This window comes from Streptomyces sp. NPDC090798 (genome assembly GCF_044768965.1).
Classification (GTDB): Bacteria; Actinomycetota; Actinomycetes; order Streptomycetales; family Streptomycetaceae; genus Streptomyces.
On sequence record NZ_JBIVXA010000017.1, the window covers coordinates 145,883 to 163,890 of the forward strand.

General features: G+C 70.7%; 16 protein-coding genes. 4 read left to right on the forward strand and 12 right to left on the reverse strand.

The genetic code is table 11. The annotated features are described in order from the left end of the window. A complete protein-coding gene (locus ACIQTP_RS32055) occupies positions 1–627 on the reverse strand; it encodes an alpha-ketoglutarate-dependent dioxygenase AlkB (protein WP_403406473.1) in 627 nt (208 codons plus the stop codon). Positions 628–672: 45 nt separating this feature from the next. Next, complete coding sequence (locus tag ACIQTP_RS32060) at positions 673–1,575, reverse strand: aminoglycoside phosphotransferase family protein (protein WP_403406476.1); 903 nt, start codon at positions 1,573–1,575, stop codon at positions 673–675. A 292-nt stretch (positions 1,576–1,867) separates the two neighbouring features. Here ACIQTP_RS32060 and ACIQTP_RS32065 point away from each other — a divergent pair, with 292 nt between their 5' ends. From ACIQTP_RS32065 to ACIQTP_RS32075, 3 genes are all read left to right on the forward strand, one after another. After that, positions 1,868–2,926 (forward strand): tetratricopeptide repeat protein, encoded by a 1,059-nt coding sequence (locus ACIQTP_RS32065; RefSeq protein WP_403406479.1) that lies wholly within the window; start codon positions 1,868–1,870, stop codon positions 2,924–2,926. Then, positions 2,923–3,978: a polyprenyl synthetase family protein gene (locus ACIQTP_RS32070; protein ID WP_403406482.1), complete on the forward strand. Its 1,056-nt coding sequence runs from the start codon at positions 2,923–2,925 to the stop codon at positions 3,976–3,978. Before ACIQTP_RS32065 ends, ACIQTP_RS32070 begins: the two co-directional genes overlap by 4 nt. A 201-nt stretch (positions 3,979–4,179) precedes the next feature. Continuing rightward, on the forward strand, positions 4,180–5,955 hold the full coding sequence (locus ACIQTP_RS32075) for a M4 family metallopeptidase (protein WP_403406485.1): 1,776 nt from the start codon (positions 4,180–4,182) through the stop codon (positions 5,953–5,955). A gap of 64 nt (positions 5,956–6,019) precedes the next feature. Here the strand turns inward: ACIQTP_RS32075 and ACIQTP_RS32080 are convergent, their stop codons facing one another. Then, on the reverse strand, positions 6,020–6,697 hold the full coding sequence (locus tag ACIQTP_RS32080; protein WP_403406488.1) for an AIM24 family protein: 678 nt from the start codon (positions 6,695–6,697) through the stop codon (positions 6,020–6,022). A gap of 134 nt (positions 6,698–6,831) precedes the next feature. Then, positions 6,832–7,395 (reverse strand): NADPH-dependent FMN reductase, encoded by a 564-nt coding sequence (locus ACIQTP_RS32085; RefSeq protein WP_403406491.1) that lies wholly within the window; start codon positions 7,393–7,395, stop codon positions 6,832–6,834. Positions 7,396–7,523: 128 nt separating this feature from the next. Between ACIQTP_RS32085 and ACIQTP_RS32090 the strand changes: the two genes are divergently transcribed. Then, positions 7,524–8,183, forward strand: a complete 660-nt coding sequence (locus ACIQTP_RS32090) for a TetR/AcrR family transcriptional regulator (RefSeq protein WP_403406494.1) — start codon at positions 7,524–7,526, stop codon at positions 8,181–8,183. Between the two features lie 14 nt (positions 8,184–8,197). Here ACIQTP_RS32090 and ACIQTP_RS32095 read toward each other — a convergent pair whose 3' ends face one another. From ACIQTP_RS32095 to ACIQTP_RS32130, 8 genes are all read right to left on the reverse strand, one after another. Next, entirely contained in the window at positions 8,198–9,394 is a 1,197-nt protein-coding gene (locus tag ACIQTP_RS32095; RefSeq protein ID WP_403406497.1) for a glycoside hydrolase family 64 protein, read from the reverse strand. 342 nt (positions 9,395–9,736) lie between these two features. Beyond that, complete coding sequence (locus ACIQTP_RS32100; protein WP_403406499.1) at positions 9,737–10,054, reverse strand: DUF4387 domain-containing protein; 318 nt, start codon at positions 10,052–10,054, stop codon at positions 9,737–9,739. A gap of 2 nt (positions 10,055–10,056) precedes the next feature. After that, entirely contained in the window at positions 10,057–11,418 is a 1,362-nt protein-coding gene (locus tag ACIQTP_RS32105) for an acyclic terpene utilization AtuA family protein (RefSeq protein WP_403406502.1), read from the reverse strand. 30 nt (positions 11,419–11,448) lie between these two features. Then, positions 11,449–12,675 (reverse strand): MFS transporter, encoded by a 1,227-nt coding sequence (locus ACIQTP_RS32110; protein WP_403406505.1) that lies wholly within the window; start codon positions 12,673–12,675, stop codon positions 11,449–11,451. Between the two features lie 184 nt (positions 12,676–12,859). Further along, positions 12,860–13,576 carry a GntR family transcriptional regulator gene (locus ACIQTP_RS32115; protein WP_403406508.1) on the reverse strand — a complete coding sequence of 239 codons (717 nt, stop codon included), beginning with the start codon at positions 13,574–13,576 and terminating at the stop codon, positions 12,860–12,862. A 107-nt stretch (positions 13,577–13,683) separates the two neighbouring features. Further along, complete coding sequence (locus ACIQTP_RS32120) at positions 13,684–15,111, reverse strand: sensor histidine kinase (RefSeq protein ID WP_403406511.1); 1,428 nt, start codon at positions 15,109–15,111, stop codon at positions 13,684–13,686. Further along, positions 15,108–15,809 carry a response regulator transcription factor gene (locus ACIQTP_RS32125; RefSeq protein ID WP_403406513.1) on the reverse strand — a complete coding sequence of 234 codons (702 nt, stop codon included), beginning with the start codon at positions 15,807–15,809 and terminating at the stop codon, positions 15,108–15,110. Before ACIQTP_RS32125 ends, ACIQTP_RS32120 begins: the two co-directional genes overlap by 4 nt. Then, positions 15,806–17,974 carry an MMPL family transporter gene (locus ACIQTP_RS32130; RefSeq protein ID WP_403406516.1) on the reverse strand — a complete coding sequence of 723 codons (2,169 nt, stop codon included), beginning with the start codon at positions 17,972–17,974 and terminating at the stop codon, positions 15,806–15,808. The genes ACIQTP_RS32125 and ACIQTP_RS32130 overlap by 4 nt, the downstream gene beginning before the upstream one ends. Between the last annotated feature and the right edge of the window lie 34 nt (positions 17,975–18,008).

Genomic DNA, 18,008 nt, shown 5'->3' on the forward strand with positions numbered 1-18,008 from the left:
TCAGTTCACGCCGTTCGGACGGAACTGGACGCTGATCCGCGGCCCCGCCGCCCGCGCCGTCTTGGGAATGGAGTGCTCCCAGGTGCGCTGGCAGGAGCCGCCCATCACGATCAGGTCGCCGTGTCCGAGCGGGCGCCGCACGGTCTGCCCGCCGCGGCGCGGGCGCAGCAACAGGTCGCGCGGAGCGCCCACGGAGAGGATCGCGACCATGGTGTCCTCCCGTGCGCCCCGCCCGATCCGGTCCCCGTGCCAGGCCACGCTGTCGCGGCCGTCCCGGTAGTAGCACAGGCCCGCGGTGGTGAACGGTTCACCCAGCTCACGGGCGTAGTGCGCGGACAGCGCCCCTCGCGCCTCGTCGAGGATCGGGTGCGGCAGCGCGTCGCCCTCCCGGTAGTACGCGAGCAGCCTCGGTACGTCCACCACGTGCTCGTACATCTGCCGCCGCTCCGCCCGCCACGGCACCTCGTCGACGAGCCGTGCGAACAGGGCGTCGGCGCCGCCGAGCCATCCGGGCAACAGGTCGATCCAGGCCCCGTCGCCCAGGACCGTCCGGCGCATCGCGTTCAGCTGACTGAGGTGGAGCTCGTCGGTCTGGTCGAACAGCGAGCCCTGGAGGTGCGTGGACATGCCTCCAGCGTACTCCGTATTCGAATATGCGTTCCATTGTGATGTTCAGGGCCCGGCGTCGGCCTCCGCGAGGGTGCCGGCCTCCGTGAGGACCGCGTGGATGACGTGCTCGGCGTTGGCGGCGATCACCGGATTGGTGACGCGGTAGTACGGGAGCTGGACGAGCGCCATGGACAGGGCCCAGCCGCGCCCCCGCGCCCAGGTGGCGTCGTCGGCGCCCGCCGCCCGCCGGAAGGTGTCCCGCGCCCCGGCGGGGAGCAGGTTCCAGGCCGGGATGAGGTCGCAGGCCGGGTCGCCGACGCCGACGGTGCCGAAGTCCAGCACGGCGTCGAGCCGGCCCCCGCGGGCGAGCAGATTGCCGGGCATCAGATCGGAGTGGACCCACATCGGCGGACCGGTCCACGCGGGCGCGGCGAGCGCCGCCTCCCAGGCCGCTGTGGCGGCCGATGTGTCGATCGTGCCGCGCAGCTCGTCGAGCGCGGCGCGCGTCATGGCGTCGGCGGTGGACAGGGGCACACCCCGGTAGGCGGTCGGCCCGTCGGGCAGCCGGACCCTGCGCAGCGCGGCCACGAAGGCGCCGAGGTCGGCGGCCAGGGGCAGCGGATCGGTGAGACGGCCGGCGCGCGGGGGTTCGCCGTCGAGCCAGCGCTGCACCATCCAGGGCCACGGGTAGCCCTCGCCGGGTGTGCCGGTGGCAAGGATCTCGGGGACGGCGGCCGGGAGCAGCGGGGCGAGCCGCGGCACCCAGTGCGCCTCCTTGCCCACGTCCTCGGCGCCCCCTTCGATCCGGGGGAGGCGTACGGCCAGGTCGTCGCCGAGCCGGTACAGGGCGTTGACGGTACCCGCCGACGGGAAGCGCTTCAGGGGCAGCTCGGCCCACCGTGGGAACTGCGCGGCCAGCAGTCGTCGCACGAGCGAGACGTCGATCGGGAACTCACCGGGACGCATCGGGCCCTCGGGGATCGTTTGCGCTTCTGGTTCTCTGTCCGACACGGGGTCCAACTATGCCTGCGACGAGGGAGGTTCGCGCTTCTTTTTCGCGGCAGGCAACCTGGTGCACGCCGTCGCCGTCTTGATCGGCAACGGGTGGGCGACGTGGCAACCGCGATGGGGCACGGATTCCCGAGTGGAAATCCAGCACACTATACTCTCCGTGTATACAAGGTGTGTATACGTGAGGTGCATAGTCGAGTCGTCGGGAGCCGCCGATCCGTGAAAGTCGGCCGATCGAAAGGGATCCATGTACGGCAAGGCCTTCGCCCCGGAATACCAGGGCGCTTTGACCACCCTGTCCGTGAACTCCTCGCTGACCGATGTCCTGGCGGCGGGTACCGAGCAACTGCGCGCCGCCGAGCGCGTGGGCGCCCGTGCCGAGGCGGCCCGTTCGGGCCTGGCGGTCGCCGAGGCGCACCGCAGGCTCGGGCAGGTGGCCGACGCCGACCGGGCGTGGAAGGCGAGCTACCGCACCGCCCGCGAGGCCGGGGACACCGGCGCGATGGCGTGGGCGCTGTGGAGCGGCGGCACATTGGCCCGCCAGCGCGGGGCGTTCCCGCTGGCCTGGCGGCTGCTGCGGCTGGCCGCCGAACTCGGCAAGCAGGCCGGGGACGTCGTCGTACGCGGCTACTCCCTGGCGGGCATGGCGGAGACCGGCCGCATCCAGGGCGACTACGCCGCCGTGACCGTCCTGCACGAACAACTGCTGGCCGAGGCCCGCAAGCGCGGCGAGGCCCGCCACACCGTGTGGGCCCTGGAGGGCATCGCGCAGATACACCGCAACACCGGCGCCTACGACTCCGCGTACGCCATGTTCGAGGAAGCGGCCGAGATCGCCGCGCGCGCCGAGGACCGGCGCGGCCACGCCTGGGCCCTGCGCGGCCTCGCGGACATCGTCTCCGTACGCGACCGGGACCCGGACCGCGCGCTGGCACTGCTGAGCGAGGCTGAGGTGTCCTGCCGGGCGATGAACCTGTCCGGGGCACTCGCCTACAACCACAAGATGCGCGGCAACGTCCTCTACCGGGCCGGGCGTTACGAGCGGGCCCGGGACCTCTACGCGCAGGCCCTGGCGGAGTTCGAGGCGATGAGCGAGCCGCGCGGGCGGGCGCTGTCGCGGCTCGGGCTGGTCAAGTCCCTGGCCAGGCTCGGCCGCGATCACGCCGAGACCGCCGCCGAACTCACGGAACTGGCCCGGGTGCTGGAGGGAATCGGGCTGCGGCACGCCCGGGAGATGGTCGAACGGGCGCGGACGGAACTCGGCCTCACCCCGGCGGAGGACGCGGACCCGGAGGCCGCCCGATGACCTCTCCCCGTACGGTCCTGACGGCGCCGCCCGCCGCCCCGGAGATCCTGGCGCGCTGCCGCGAACTGGTCGCCCCGGCCCTCGAGGAGGCGATCGACGGGCTGCACCCCTGGGTGGCGGAGATGGCCGGCTACGCGCTGGGCCGCTGCGAGGTCGGGGGCGCCCCCACGACCCACCGCCAGGGCAAGGGCGTACGGCAGGCACTCGCCGTGCTCGGGGCCGAGGCGGCCGGAGGCTCCGCCGAGGCGGGCGTGGCGGGCGCGGTGGCGGTGGAACTGCTGCACACCTTCTCCCTCCTGCACGACGACATCATGGACGGCGACGCGCTGCGCCGCGGGCGCCCTGCGGTGTGGAAGGCGTACGGCACCGGCCCCGCCGTCCTCGCGGGCGACGCGCTCTTCGCCCTGGCCGTCGAGACCCTCACCGCGCCGCCCCCGACCTCCGAGGCCGCGGCGGCCGTAGGGCGGTTGACGAGGGCCTCGCGTGACCTGGTCCGCGGTCAGGCCGACGACCTGCTGTTCGCCCACCGCCCGTGGACCGGCCCCGACGCGGTGAGCGCGGGGGAGTACGAGGCGATGGCGGAGCACAAGACCGGTGCGCTGCTCGGCTGCGCGCTGGCCCTCGGGGCCCAGCTGGCGGGCGCGCCGAAGGAGACCGCCGACGCCCTGGACCGCGCCGGACGGCATCTCGGGGTGGCCTTCCAGATCGCCGACGACCTGCTCGGCATCTGGGGCGATCCGGCCGTCACCGGGAAGCCGGTGCACAGTGATCTGCGGCACGGGAAGAAGACCCTCCCCGTTCTCGCCGCCCTGGCCGCGCCGAGCCGTTCCGCGCTCGCCGAACTCCTCGCCTTCACCGCCGTCCTCGACGACGGCGCGGTACGCCGCGCGGCGACCCTGATCGAGCGGGCCGGCGGCCGTTCGGCGGCCCTGAGCGCGGCGCGTCGGCATCTCGCAGCGGCGGACACCCTGCTGGCGGGAGCCTCCCTGGCCCCACGTCCCGCCACGGACCTGCGGACCCTCCTCTCCTCCCTCGCCCACCGCACGATCTGACACCTGCTCGCCTCCGGCTCCCCCGCCGGCGGCCGGAGGCGCTGCGACCTCGATCACATGTGCGGGTTGGTGGACCTCGTCGGGCAACCACCGCCCCCCTCCTCGCATCTGTCGGGAGGGCCCGACAGCCTCCACGGCGTTCAACGGCGCCGTGCCTCAGGGCGGTTGGCGAGGCCGGCCGCTCCCGTTCGAAGGAACTCCGTGCGTAGACCCCACATACGCCGCGTGGCGATCGCCGTCGCGGTGACGACGGCGGCCACGCTTCCGACGGGCCCCGCCTTCGCGGCGCCCGACTCGCCCGCCCGCGCCGCGACTTCGGCCTCCTCGCCGGTGGAGGCCGCCAGGGCCGCCGCGTTCGCCCACGCTCCGGCCACCGGTGTCGGTCCGGGTGACACCCTGCGGGCCACGGACGTCATGACGGACCCGGACGGCAAGCAGCACGTCCGCTTCGTCCGCAGCCACCAAGGGCTCCCGGTGCTCGGCGGCGACCTCGTCGTCCACCTCGGCAAGCAGTCCGCCTACCTGGGCGTGACCCGGGCCGCCGACCACGCCGTCAAGCCGGCCACGACCGAGGCGAAGCTGACGCCCCAGCAGGCCGAGCAGAAGGCCGCCGCGGTCGCCCAGGGCGACGCGGGCAGCGCCGCACTCGTCGTCGACGCCCGCGACGGCGCCGCCGCCCTCGCCTACCAGGTGCGCGTGACGGACAGCGACACCACCGAGGCCGGCGGCTCCCGCACGGTCGTCGTGGACGCGCAGAGCGGCCGCATCCGCAGCAACACTCCCGACAGCGACGAGTTCATCTCGCCGCACCTGGAGAAGACGCTGCGCGAGAAGGGCGAGACGGCGAGCCCGGTGACGGGTGTGGCCACCCAGCCGTCCGGTCTCCTCGGCGCGACGGCGGCCGCCCGCTACCCGGTCAAGGCCACCGGCAGCGGCACCTCCCTCTTCGCCGGCAAGGTGACGCTGACCACGACCAGGACCGCGCGCACCAGCTTCCTCCTCAAGGACCCCACCCGCTGGAACACCGAGACCCGGGACGCCAAGGGCGCGGCACTGGAAGCCTTCTCGCGCGGCACGAAGTTCACCAGCACCACCAACAAGTGGGGCACCGGCACCACCGCCAACCGGACCACCGCCGCGGTCGACGCCCAGTACGGCATCACCCAGACGCTGGACTTCTACAAGAAGACCTTCGGCCGCAAGGGCATCAGGAACAACAGCGCCGGCGCCCGCGCGATGGTCCACTTCGGCCGCAAGGTCGGCAACGCCTTCTGGGACTCGACATGCGGCTGCATGCTCTACGGCGACGGTGACGGCGCCATGTTCAAGAAGCCGCTGGTGGTCCTGGACGTCACGGGCCACGAGCTGACCCACGGCGTCGTCGACGCCACCGCCGCCCTCGAACCCACCCGGGTGGACGCGGACGGCAACCAGTACGGCGAGCCGGGCGCACTCAACGAGTCCCTCGCCGACGTCTTCGGGTCCAACGTCGAGTTCTCCGCCAACAACCCGAAGAACCCGCCCAACTACCTCATGGGCGAGAAGCTGGGCCTCGCCCAGAAGTTCCTGCGCCGCCTCGACCACCCCTCCCTGGACAAGCTGGAGGGCACCATCGACTACTGGTCGCCCGCGGCGTACGACACCGAGGTGCACGCCGGCTCCGGCGTCTCCTCGCACGCGTACTACCTGCTCGCCGAGGGCAGTGGCCGCAAGACGATCGGCGGTGTGAAGTACGACTCGCCGACGTACGACGGCTCACGGGTGACCGGCGTCGGACGCGCCAAGGCGACCGCGATCTTCTACCGCGCGCTGACCCGCTACATGGTCTCCACGACGGACTTCCACGACGCGCGGACCGCGACCCTCGAGGCCGCCGCCGACATGTACGGGGCGACCAGCACCGAGTACCGGGCGGTGGACGCGGCGTGGGCCGCCGTCAACGTCACCACCGCCAACACCCCGGCCGCAGGGCGCTGACGGACGGCACGAGAAGAAGGGGCCCCGCCATCCGGCGGGGTCCCTTGCGCCGGTTGCCCCGGCGTCAGTGCTGCTGTGTCTTCTGCGGAGTCGCCTCACTCGGCCGTACGACGACCATGCCGTCGCCCTCCAGCTTCAGCTGCACGGCCTCGCCCGAGCCGCCGCGGAGCATCGAACCGATCGACTGCGAGCGGTGCAGCGAGGTGTGGAGCTGCGCGGTCCAGCCGACGACCGCGTCCGTGTCGACGTACACCGGCTGCTGCGGCGAGACGGGTATCACCAGCGGGTTGCCCTCGCAGACCAGCCCCAGTCCGCCGTGACCGCTGAAGACGCTGTTGAAGATGCCGCCGCCGGCGACGCCCGCGCCCTTCACGGTCTTTATCTCGTACGACAGTGTGGAGTCGAAGCACAGGACGTTGCGCCCGTTCACGGTGAACAGGTCGCCCGGCTCGATGTCGATGATGAAACAGTTCTGCGCCTCGTGCGCGAACCAGGCCTCGCCCTGCCCGCGCACCGTCATCAGCGGCAGTCCCTCACCGGTGACCGCCCGCTTGAGCATGCCGCCCACGCCCTGGCCCTTGCGCTCGAACTGCAGATTCCCCCGGTAGGCGATCATCGCCCCCTGGCGCGCGAGCATGTCGCCGTTGACGGCGTACTTGATCGACTTGGCGTTCTGGATGGTCATGCCCGGCGCGACGGCGGGCATGACCATGTGGTCACTGGAAAAGAGATCACCCTTCATGCGGGCATCTTGGCCCGGAGGGTTCGGTTCCGCCAAGATCGCTGACAAACGGGGATCGTTTGGGGGCGGTCGGCGGCTGCCGGGAACGCGCGAAGGGCCGGTCCGGGTACCGGACCGGCCCTGGGGGGGAGTCGTCAGGAGGCGCCGGCGGTGCCGACCTGGCTGTGCAGACGGGCGACGACCTCGGTGAGCTGGGCGGCGACCTCGGCGTCGTCGACCGGGTGGGTCTCGGCGAAGCGGGTCACGGAGCCGGGAACGGAGAGCTTGAGGTCCTCCAGGACGGCGGCGCCCGCGATCCCCAGGGCCTTGCGGGCCTCGTCCTGCGCCCAGACGCCACCGAACTGACCGTAAGCGGTGCCGACCACGGCGGCGGGCCTGCCGGTGAAGGCGCTGGCGCCGTACGGACGCGACAGCCAGTCGATGGCGTTCTTCAGGACAGCGGTGATCGTGCCGTTGTACTCCGGCGAGAAGAGCAGGAAGGCGTCGGCGCGGCCCGCGGCCTCACGGAGGGCGGTGGCGGCGGCCGGCACCTTGCCCTCGACGTCAAGGTCCTCGTTGTAGAACGGGACCTCGGCGAGCCCCTCGAACAGCTCGATCTCCGCGCCCTCGGGGGCGAGCTTGACGGCCGCCTCCGCGAGCTGGCGGTTGTGGGAGCCGGCGCGAAGGCTGCCGACGAGCGCGAGGATGCGTACGGACATGGGGAACTCCCGGGGACGAAACATTACGGCAATAAAGCGGACCGAGGTCCGCTTGCTGGTCTGTTTAATGTTGTAGCAGCTAAACGGACCAGGGTCCAGTTGTCCCCGTCTGCCGTTACGCTGTGTTCATGTCCACCCCACTTCCGCCCTTCCCGAGAGGGCAGGAACCCTCGGGAGCCCCGGTCCCGCTGGAGCTGACCGTCGGTCCTGCCGTGCCCCAGCTCCGCGCCGATGCCGCGCGCAACCGCGCCCGGCTGCTGGAGGCCGCCACCCGCCTGGTGGAGGAGCACGGGGTCGCCAATGTGACGATGGAGGCCGTCGCCGTCGCGGCCTCGGTGGGCAAGGGAACCGTCTTCCGGCGCTTCGGTGATCGCACCGGCCTGCTGATGGCCCTGCTCGACCACACCGAGCAGCGGTTCCAGGCCGCCTTCCTCAGCGGGCCGCCACCTCTCGGCCCCGGCGCGTCACCGGCGGACCGCCTGCACGCCTTCGGCTGCCGCGTCCTGCGCGAGATCCACGACCGGCTCGACCTGTACATCGCCGCCGAGCCGGACGCCTCCCGCCGGTTCAGCTCCGCCCCGTACCGCGTCCGCTTCACCCACGTCTCCATGCTCCTGCGCGAGGCCGTGCCCGGCGCGGACAGCGTTCTCCTCGCCCAGACCCTCATGGGCTACCTGGAACCCGCCCTGATCCACCACCTGACGCGACAGTGCGGGATGCCCCTGGAACGCCTGGAGTCCGGCTGGCACGACCTCGTGAAGCGGACCACCTGTCCGGTGTCCGACTAGCCCTTCGGTGTCCGTCAGTTGAACGGGTCCAGCGTGACGTACGCCTGCTGGGGGTTGCCGTCGTGGACGAGGGACTCGTAGTTGCCGACGTCGTCGAAAGCGAACGCGTAGGCCTTGCCGTCGGCCATCTGCGCGTGGATCTTGCGGGCGTACTGGTTGGTCACCGTGTCCTGGTAGAAGTTCGCCGAGCTCGTGTCCGGCTGGCTGGGGTTGGTGAGCAGTGTGGAGCGGTTGAAGCCCGCGCACAGGGTCCGTGAGATGGGTCCGCGTACCAGGTCGTTGGGGGCGTCCAGCCGCTTGTAGCAACCGAAGATGCTGTCCGAGTCGGGCTTCTGGAAGCTGGTGACGACCGCTCCGGCGCTGTTGGTGAAGTTCATGACGCCACCGGAGACCCGCCCGTAGTACTTCGTGTTCGGCTGATCGGTGAACGGCGTCACCGTCAGCGTCGACGAACTGTACTTCTGCCACACGCGGTTGATGTAGTCGTCCATGACGGTGCCCGGCAGCGCGCCCGCCTCGATGCCGTGACCGGGAGCCAGCGCCCGCAGGACGGTGCCGTCGGACCGGGTCTGGATCAGATTGGCCCAGCCGCCCGGCTGACCGCGCAGGGCGTTGAAGAACCCGGTGTAGCCGCCCGTTTTGAGGTGGCCGGTGTTCTTGGTGCTCCCGTCGGCGAGTTGGACCCCGACGGCGTACGGGACCGAGAACATGTCGACCTGGGTGCTGTTGAGCCACAGCCCGGAGTCGTTGAGCGTGTACTCGGACCAGTTGAAGAGGATGTTGCGGTTGGGGTCGCTCGGGTTCTGCACGGCCGGCTGTACCAGACCGCCGGTGGTGAGGCGGAAGTCGAGTTTCTGGCCGTAGGAGAAGTAGATCCGGCCGGAGAACTTGGGCATCCGGATCGTCTTCGACTGGCCGTTGGCCGGTCCCGTGATCGAGGCGTCGGGTGCGGGAGTCGGCGGATTGCCGCCGACGGGCCAGGCGTGGAACGTGCCGTTCGCGTCGGCCCAGCCCTGCTGGCCCGTCGAGAGGAGTGTTCCGAGGTCGTAGATGTAAACGGGTTCGCTGCGGCCGGAGTTGTTCGTGAACTTCAGGGGGATCGTCGTCGGGACGGCCGCGTTCGCGTGGGAGGGGGCGCCGAACGTGAGAAGCGCCGTGGTGGCGGTGGCCGCAGCCACTGCCAGGGCATGCCATTTGAGCCGTCTGGGCACTCGCTCTCTCCTTGGGTGGGGGGATTTCAACGAGGTGGATTCCGGCCGGAGTGGAGCCGTCCGGATCTCGTTGAGAGCGCTCTCAGAATTGCGGCGGGTGACGTACATGTCAACGATCCGGACAGGATTGGTCTGGTCCAACTGGGCTCGGTGGCGTCACATGGTGGGGAGGGACACGTCCCGTAGATCGGCAAGGGCCGGAGCGCGGCGTGCGGGTGCCGGCGTCTGTGACCGGTCCTGATCAGACCTTGCCGGCCTTTCGCTGACTCCAGTGACCAGTGGTCAGGTACTCCGACGGTGTCCGCGTGCACGCCGAGTCCGGCCTTGTCCAGCTTTACAGGCTCAGGGGAGTTCGGGCAGTTGGAGTTGCATCAGGGGGGCGTACTGCTGGCCGGCGTAGCAGTCGCTGTCGTGCAGGTCTCCCTGGACGCAGGGGCGCGGCAGAGAGACCTTGACCGCGAGGGCGAGCGGGTGGTTGACCACCAGGATCTCGTTCTCGGTGGTGTTGAACAGTCCGGCGAACAGGGTCCGGTTGAGGATTCCGGTGTTGGTGAGTGCCTCGTAGGTGTGCTGGTCGCGGCACATGAAGTCGAAGGTGAGGGTGAAGGGACCGGCGTTCTTGGAGCGGACGAGGGAGCAGTAGTCGAGCAGCGTGGCCATGGTCAGACCTCTTCAGTGGTGGTGCGGAACAGCTCGGTGGGGGTGACGTCGGTGGCGACGTGGTTGAGGGTGAAGCGGTAGAGCGGGCCGCGGTCCGTCTCCGGCGGTGAATAGGGGTAGGCGAGGGTGGAGACCAGGCCGTCGTACTCGGGGATGGGCAGGTGCGAGGAGGCGTGGGCGACGAACGTGGAGATCGCGTGGGCGGTGTCCTGGTCGGGTGCGGTGACGGTGATCAGGACGCCGAGTTCCTGGGGTTGCAGGGGGGTGGGTTCGGTGCCGGCCAGGATCGTTCCCGTGCCGTAGAGGCGGTAGTCGATGTCGATGGTGTCCGGGTCGACCTGGCCGTCGAACACGTCGAGGATCTTGGCGTCGAAGTACTTCTTGGCCATGGGCAGGAGCTCGGAGAGGCGCTCGATGACGACCGTGTCGCGGACGCCGCCGATGATGACGGTCTGGTAGCCGACGAGTTCGGCGCCTTCGAGTTTGTTGGTGTAGCCGTCGGCCTTGATGTAGCGGGCGCCGCTGACGCGGACGGTCCGTTCGTCGACGGCCTCGTAGGTGGCGTGGGTGGTGTCGAGGGCGCCGGAGGGCTCGGCGATGTGGAATGGGTCGGCGTTCTCGTACAGCGTGTGGGCGGCGACCGAGCGCGGGGTGAGGCGGCTGCCGTCGGCGAGGGTGGTGACGTCGAAGTGGTCCTCGCGCAGGGTCACCAGGAGGCCGTTGGCGTCGGGCGGGATGGCGCAGGCGGCGCCGCATTCGATGGTCTTGGCCATGTGCCAGGTGAGGCCGGGGTCGGCGCCGTTGAGGTGGGGCAGGGCGGCGAACAGGGCGGTGTCGCTGGCCCGGCCGGCCAGGATGACGTCGCAGCCGTCACGCAGGGCTTCCTGGATGGGTTCGACGCCCATCATGGCGACGGTGTGGCTGCGCTGGAACAACTCCCGTTCGATGACCGGGGCGTTGGCGAGCGGTCGGATGCGGCCCTGGTCGTACAGGTGCTGGAGTCGTTCTGCCGGTTGGTCGCTGTAGATGAGGCCGAGTTTGAAGTGCAGGTTGTCCTCGGCGGCGATGGTTCGCGCCAGGCCGGCGACCAGGTCGACGCCGTCGTCGCGTCCGCTGGTGCCGCAGGAGCCGATGATCAGCGGTACTTGGAGGGTTTCGCGGGCCCGCAGGAGCAGGCGCAGGTCACGCGTGACGGCCTGGGCGGAGAGTTTGGGGGTGCCGGAGCCCAGCGCCGCGGGGCCGGAGTCGGTGGAGCCGGCGTCGCAGGCGATCACGTGCGGGCGGGCGGCGACACCCCGATCCAGGGCGGCGGTGTCGAAACCGGCGCCGAGGGCTCCAGTCGGGGCGAGGATACGCATGTCCATGAGAGCGGCTTTCTGTCGTACGGGTGAGGGTCACGAAGCAGTTGCGAGCGGCCGCTCGGCGCGGCGGGCCACAAGGGTGAAGACGGCGAAGGTGACCGCGCCGAACGCGGAGGCGTTGAGGAGCATGTAGCGCCAGCCGGTGAGGTCGACGGTGGCGCCGAGCAGGGCGGGGCCGAGCGCCATGCCGGAGGCCGAGGCCACCGTGTACAGGCCGGTGTAGGCGCCCAGGACACGGTTGTTGGGCGCCAGGCTCCACAGGGCGACCAGGCCGTTGACGGAAAAGACCGCGTAGCCGATCGAGGCGATGGCCACGGAGGCGGCGGTGAAGGCCGGGGTGGGTTCGGCGAAGCCGACGAGCAGGCCCGCGACGAACAGGGCGATGCCGTAGCGGATCATGCGGAGCTCGCCGAGCCGGTGCGAGAGGTAGGCCAGCGGGACGACGCAGACGAGGAAGGCGATCGCGCCCGGCAGGGCGATGCCGCCGGCTGCGCCCCGGGTCATGCCGAGGACCTCGGTGCCGTACGGGGTGGTCAGCGAGCGCAGTGCCGCCCACATGCCGGCGAAGCAGAAAATGCCGGCCATGAGCAGCAGCCGGGCCCGGCTCGGTTCCCGTACGAGGTCCTTGAGGACCGCCCACGGCGAGGAGAACCGGTCAGCCTGGTCGGTGTTGGTGTCCTCGCGGCGAAGCGCCGCGGGGTGGCGGCGGCCCAGGAAGCGGTAGGAGAGGGCCACCATGACGATCATCAGGACCGGCGGGATGGCGAAGGCGGCCTTGAGGCTGTGGTCCACCACCAGCAGGCTGATGAGTGCCGAGACGATGATGGTGAGGCTGACACCGGCCTTGATGAACCCCTGGGCCTTGCCGCGCTGTTCGGGTGCGACGTAGTCGGAGACCAGGGTCTCGGTGACGCCCTTGAAGGAGTTGGCGGTCAGGCCGAACGCGAAGATGCAGAGCATGAGCATCGGCAGGCTGGTGGCCCACGGGATCAGCGCGAAGGGCACGGCCGCCACGCACGCCCCGGCTACCACGATGGGCCAGCGTCCGGTGCGGCGCGGGGCCAGCCGGTCGGAGATCAGACCCATCCAGGGCTGGATGATGACGCCGAGCCCGGTGTCCAGGCCCATGATCAGGCCGATGACGGTGGCGGAGGACACGAAGTGGCGTAGTTGAGCGGGGACTTGGGCGTCGTAGAAGTTCCACACCGACTCCTGGGCGAAGATCGCGAGGGTGACCCACAGGACGGCGCTCCCGCTCATGCGCTCTGGCCGTAGGGCCGCGGAGGCGGCCTCGAGCGTGGCCGGTGCAGCCGCCGACGCGGGGGGCTGGGGTGGTTCGTCGTGCAACATGACGGCTCCTATGCCATATGCTATAGCAACATGGTGGTGTCTGCGCGTCGGCGGCCTCCCGAGGGGCCGACGGGCGGACAGCTGACGAAGGGGGTCAGGTGCTGGACAGCTGGACGAGTGCGGCGCGGTGGTGGGCGGCGGCGAGCTGTTCGGCGCGGTCCTCGTCGCGCTCCAGCAGGGCGTCGAGCAGCGCGCGGTGCTCGCGGTAGCGGCCGCGGAAGCTCTCGGCCCGGCCGGGGGCCAGCTTCACGGTGAGGTCGAGGCGTTCCTCGTCGCTGAACGCGCGGGCCTGGGCCAGCAGGCCCTCCAACACCGGGTTGGCCACGCAGGCTTCGATGTGGTGGTGGAATTCGCGCAGCAGCCGGAACACGGCGGTGACCTGGTCGGCCACCGGAGCATCGATTCCCTGGTCGGCCAGTGTCCGCTCGATCTGGGAGACCAGATGGTCGGCGCGGTCCAGGAGGCCGACGAGCTCGGTCAGCTGGGCGGCTGTGGCGTGGCGGGCCGCGAGGCGGGCCATCAGGGCGGACAGGCGGACCTCCGCCTCGACGATCTCGCTGCGGGCGGCGGCGGAGTGGTCGGCGATCCGCAGCGAGCGCGGCCCGACCCGCTCGACGACCTTCTCGTGGACCAACTGGCGCAGCGCCTCCCGGATCGGGGTGGGGCTCACTCCCAGGCGAGCCGCGAGGTCCCGCTCGGTGATCTTCTCGCCCGGCCGTAGGGTGCCCTCGCGGATCGCCTCGCGCAGCCGCCGGTACGCCTGGTCGGCCAGCGATGTCGTCTCCATGGGGCCGAGGGTGTCCTTCGTCATGCCGCCCAGACTGACTCCTGCTATAGCAAACAGTCAATGGGTTCATTGCTGATTCCTTTCCGGGAGGGTGCCGTGGCGTGTCTCTGGCCACCCTGTGCTCCACGTGGTCAGCGTGGTGGTGGCAGGGATGGGAGCGTGACGGTGACGGTGGTCCCCGAGCCGGTGTGCGAGGTGACGCGCACGGTGCCGTCGTGGGCGTGGACGACCGCCTGAACGATGGCCAGACCGAGTCCGGAGCCGCCGCGGGCCCGGCCGCGGCTGGCCTCGGCTCGCCAGAACCGGTCGAACACGCGGGAGAGGTCTCGCTGCGCGATCCCGGGCCCCTGGTCGGTCACCCGGATGACGGCCTCGCCGCCGGACGACTCGAGGAAGACGTCGATCGCGGTGCCGGCCGGGGTGTGCTGGATGGCGTTGCCGACGAGGTTGTTGAGGACCTGCTGGAGTCGTGACGCGTCTCCGCGTACATGGACGGGCCCGGCGGCGTGCAGCCGGACAGTGCGGTCGGGGGCGACGACGCCGGCGTCTTCGACGACGTCGGTGGCCAGGCGCAGCAGGTCGACCTGTTCGGATTCCAGGGGGCGTCCGGCGTCCAGGCGGGCGAGCAGGGAGAGTTCCTCGACGAGCAGGCGCATGCGGCCGGCCTCGCCGTCGACCCGTTCCAGGGCCCGTTCGAGTTCGGTGGGGGTGGTGAGGCCGCCCTGGTGGTAGAGGTCGAGCCAGCCGGAGATGGTCGCAAGCGGGGTGCGCAGCTCGTGGGAGGCGTCCGCGGCGAAGGCCCGGATGTTGTCCTCTGCGCGGGCCTGGGCGTCGAAGGCGTGGTTGACGGCGGTGGCCAGGCGGTCGGTCTCGCTGCGGTCCCCGTAGGTGGGCAGGCGTTCGTCGCGGGCGCCGGAGGCGATGGCGTCGGCGGCATTGGCCATACGGCCCAGCGGCCGCAGGCCGAACTTCAGGACCAGGAGCGCGGTGGCGAAGGCCAGGAGGAGTGTGATGCCGACGATGGTGGCTTGGCTGGAGATGAAGTCGGTGACGGTGACCCGGTCGATGTCGGTGCGCACAGTGAGGATGACCGCTGAGGCGGTCACCTCCCCTTCGGAGGTCTTCACGGTCAGGCCGCTGGTGGGGATGCGCAGTGCGATCAGGTCGGGCACCGCTGGGTCGTCCTTGATGGTGACGACCTGGTCGAGTCGGCCGGCGGTCAGGCCGTTGATCGCCTTCGGCACGCCCTCCCCTGCCTGGTCGGCGACGGTGCCGTCGGGGCCGATGACGGTCATGCCGAGGATGGGCGAGATCAGAGCGGACAGCTGGGTTCCGTTGACCGTCTGAGGGCCGGCGGAGAGCATCTGGTGAACGCGGTCGCCGGATGCCCGCAGGGATACCTCTGCCCGGTGATCCAGGTAGTTGCGCAGGGTCACGGCGCTGGCGACGGAGTTGCCGACAAGCCCGGCGGCGAGCAGCAGGAGGACGCCGATGAGGATCCGCCCGCGGATGGTGGCGAGCCGGCGCGGTCTGAGTGACGAAAGGCGCGGTCTTTTCATGAGGAGGGCCGGCGCAGGCTGTAGCCGATGCCGCGGACCGTGTGGATGAGGGGTTCGCGGCCGTGGTCGAGTTTGCGGCGCAGGTTGGACACGAAGCGTTCCACCACGACGGAGTCTCCGCCGAAGTCGTACTGCCAGACCGCCTCCAGGATCTGGGAGCGGGTCATGACATGGCCGGGGTGGGAGAGCAGGTAGCGCAGGAGCCGGAACTCGGTGGGAGACAGGTCGACGGTGTCTCCGCCGCGGGTGACGGCGTGGCGTTTGTCGTCGAGCTCGATGTCGGCGTAGCGCAGGATGCCGTCGTCGGCCGCGGGACCCGCGCTGCCGCGCGAGCGGCGGATCAGGGCCTGGAGGCGGGCGGCGACTTCGACGACGCTGAAGGGCTTGGTGACGTAGTCGTCGCCGCCGAGCCGGAGTCCCCGGACACGGTCCTCGATGGCGTCCCTGGAGGTCAGGAACAGCACCGGCACCGTGACGCCGCGCGAGCGGATCAGCTGCAGCACCTCGAAGCCATCGCCTCCCGGCAGGCCCACGTCCAGGACGATGACGTCCGGGGTGTGCTGCGCGAGACGGGTGAGCGCCTGCGGTACGTCCTCGGCGAGCTGGACGTCGAAGCCCGCGAAGTGCAGGGCTGAGGCCATCAGGTCGCGGATGCCGGCGTCGTCTTCGACGACGAGGACCGTGTGCGGGGAGTTCATGAAGTGACGTCCTGCCGGGGACTGTGGAGGTGTGCCACGGGGGCGGGTGCCGGTTCATTCTCCTTCAGGCGTGCCCCTTCGACATCCAGGTCGGGCAGCCACTTGTCCAGCCGGCGTGGCAGCCACCACGCGCGATGACCCAGCAGCGACATGACGGCCGGCACCAGCGTCATCCGGACAGCGAAGGCGTCGATGAGGACGCCGATCGCCAGGGCCAGGGCGATCGGCATGATCGCCGGATCGTGGCCGAACAGGAAGCTCGCGAACACGGCCACCATGATCAGTGCGGCGGCGGTGACGACCCGGGCGGCGTGCCGGGCACCGCCGATGATCGAAGCATGGGGCCGTTTCGTCCTCACGTACTCCTCGCGCATGGCCGAGACCATGAAGACCTCGTAGTCCATGGCCAGGCCAAACAGGACGGCCATCACGATGATGGGCACGAAGCTGGCGATCGGCCCGGTGGAGGGCACACCGAGCGTCCCGGCGAGCCAGCCCCACTGGAAGACGGCGACGATCGCGCCGAAGGACGCGCCGACGGACAGCAGGAAGCCGACGGTGGCCTTGACGGGGATGGCGATGGAACGGAACGCGGACATCAGCAGCAGGAGCGAGAGTCCGACAACGACGAGGGCGAAGGGCAGCAGGGAGGCACTGAGCTTGTCGGAGACCTCGATGCTGACGGCGGTCTGGCCGGTGACGGCGATGTCGCTGCCGCTCCGCTTGGCCAGCGGCGCCACACGATCCTGCAAACGGGTGACCAGGGTGCTGGTCGCCGGATCTCGGGGTCCCGTCGTCGGGATGACCTGCACCCGGGCGGCGGCTCCGTCCGGGGAGTAGTCGACAGGGCTGACGCGCGTGATGCCGCTCATCCCGGACAGATCCTTGGCGACTTCCCGGCCGGTGTCCTTCAGAGCACCCTTCGGCGCGCCGGTGACCAGGACGACCAGGGGGCCGTTGGCGCCCGGACCGAAGGCGTCACCGATCTTGTCGTAGACCTGGCGCGCGGCGGTCGACGTGGGTTCGCTGCCGTCGTCGCTGAGGGCGAGCTGGAGCTGGGCGGCAGGCACGGCGAGTGCGGCCAAAGCCAGGGTGACGGTGATGACCGCCCGCCACGGACGGCGCACGACGGCCCCGACCCAGCGCGCCCCCATCGAAGGCTTGGCGGCCGGATCCTGGGAGCTGCGCATCCTTCGTGCGGCTCGTGAACCGGGCTTGGGGCGCAGCCTCTCCCCGGCGACTGCCAGGAGGGCCGGCAGCAGCCCCAGTGACATGGCGACCGCAACGGTCACCGCTGCCGCGGCGCTCAGGCCCATCGAGGTGAGCACCGGAACCCCCGCCACCGTCAGACCGGCCAGCGCGATGACCACGGTCAGTCCGGCGAACGCCACCGCGCTCCCCGCGGTCGCGGTCGCGCGGGCCGCGGCGTCCTTCACGCTGCGGCCCTGTGCCAGCTCGGTGCGGTGGCGCGAGACGATGAACAGGGCGTAGTCGATGCCCACCGCGAGGCCCAGCATGATGGCGAGCGTCGGCGCGTTGTCGGAGATGCTCAGGACCGAGGACAGGCCCATCAGCCCCGTCATGCTCGCCACCACCGCGAGCAGGGAGGTGACCAGCGGCATTCCTGCGGACAGCAGAGAACCGAAGGTGATCGCCAGAACGGCCAGCGCCACGAGTACGCCGATCCCCTCCGTCGGCCCCACCGGTGCCGTGGACTGCTTGTAGGCGTCGCCGCCGAAGAGCACGTCGATCCCTGCGGCGCGGCTGCTGGCTCCGGTGTCCTTGAGGGCATCAAGGTCGGCCTGGGGAACGTCCTGGTCCTTGGCCGTGGAGAACTCCGCCTGGGCGACAGCCGTCTTCCCGTCCGGCGACACGGTCTGGCTGCGCATCGGATCGCTGACCGACGTGACGCCGGGCACGGTGGCCGCAGCGGTCAGCGACTGCTTCAGCGCGGTGGCCTTGGCCGGGTCTTTGAACGAGGTGCCCGTCGGGGCCTCGAAGACGATCTCCGCGCTCTGGTGGTCGGACGACCCGAAATGCCGGTCCATCTTGGTCAGGGCGCTCTGGGCGGCCGATCCGGGGATGTCCGACTTGGAGTCGAAGCTCCCCGCGAAACCGATTCCCAGAGTGGCGATCGCGGCGACGACGAGCAGCCATACGGTCAAGACCGTACGGCGACGGCGTACCGCGAACACCCCC

Excerpts from the sequence above, each read along its gene's own strand:
- ACIQTP_RS32055 (WP_403406473.1), bottom strand. The coding sequence starts at position 627 with ATGTCCACGCACCTCCAGGGCTCGCTGTTCGACCAGACCGACGAGCTC.
- ACIQTP_RS32060 (WP_403406476.1), bottom strand. The coding sequence starts at position 1,575 with ATGCGTCCCGGTGAGTTCCCGATCGACGTCTCGCTCGTGCGACGACTG.
- ACIQTP_RS32065 (WP_403406479.1), top strand. The coding sequence starts at position 1,868 with ATGTACGGCAAGGCCTTCGCCCCGGAATACCAGGGCGCTTTGACCACC.
- ACIQTP_RS32070 (WP_403406482.1), top strand. The coding sequence starts at position 2,923 with ATGACCTCTCCCCGTACGGTCCTGACGGCGCCGCCCGCCGCCCCGGAG.
- ACIQTP_RS32080 (WP_403406488.1), bottom strand. The coding sequence starts at position 6,697 with ATGAAGGGTGATCTCTTTTCCAGTGACCACATGGTCATGCCCGCCGTC.
- ACIQTP_RS32085 (WP_403406491.1), bottom strand. The coding sequence starts at position 7,395 with ATGTCCGTACGCATCCTCGCGCTCGTCGGCAGCCTTCGCGCCGGCTCC.
- ACIQTP_RS32090 (WP_403406494.1), top strand. The coding sequence starts at position 7,524 with ATGTCCACCCCACTTCCGCCCTTCCCGAGAGGGCAGGAACCCTCGGGA.
- ACIQTP_RS32100 (WP_403406499.1), bottom strand. The coding sequence starts at position 10,054 with ATGGCCACGCTGCTCGACTACTGCTCCCTCGTCCGCTCCAAGAACGCC.
- ACIQTP_RS32105 (WP_403406502.1), bottom strand. The coding sequence starts at position 11,418 with ATGGACATGCGTATCCTCGCCCCGACTGGAGCCCTCGGCGCCGGTTTC.
- ACIQTP_RS32110 (WP_403406505.1), bottom strand. The coding sequence starts at position 12,675 with ATGAGCGGGAGCGCCGTCCTGTGGGTCACCCTCGCGATCTTCGCCCAG.
- ACIQTP_RS32115 (WP_403406508.1), bottom strand. The coding sequence starts at position 13,576 with ATGACGAAGGACACCCTCGGCCCCATGGAGACGACATCGCTGGCCGAC.
- ACIQTP_RS32120 (WP_403406511.1), bottom strand. The coding sequence starts at position 15,111 with ATGAAAAGACCGCGCCTTTCGTCACTCAGACCGCGCCGGCTCGCCACC.
- ACIQTP_RS32125 (WP_403406513.1), bottom strand. The coding sequence starts at position 15,809 with ATGAACTCCCCGCACACGGTCCTCGTCGTCGAAGACGACGCCGGCATC.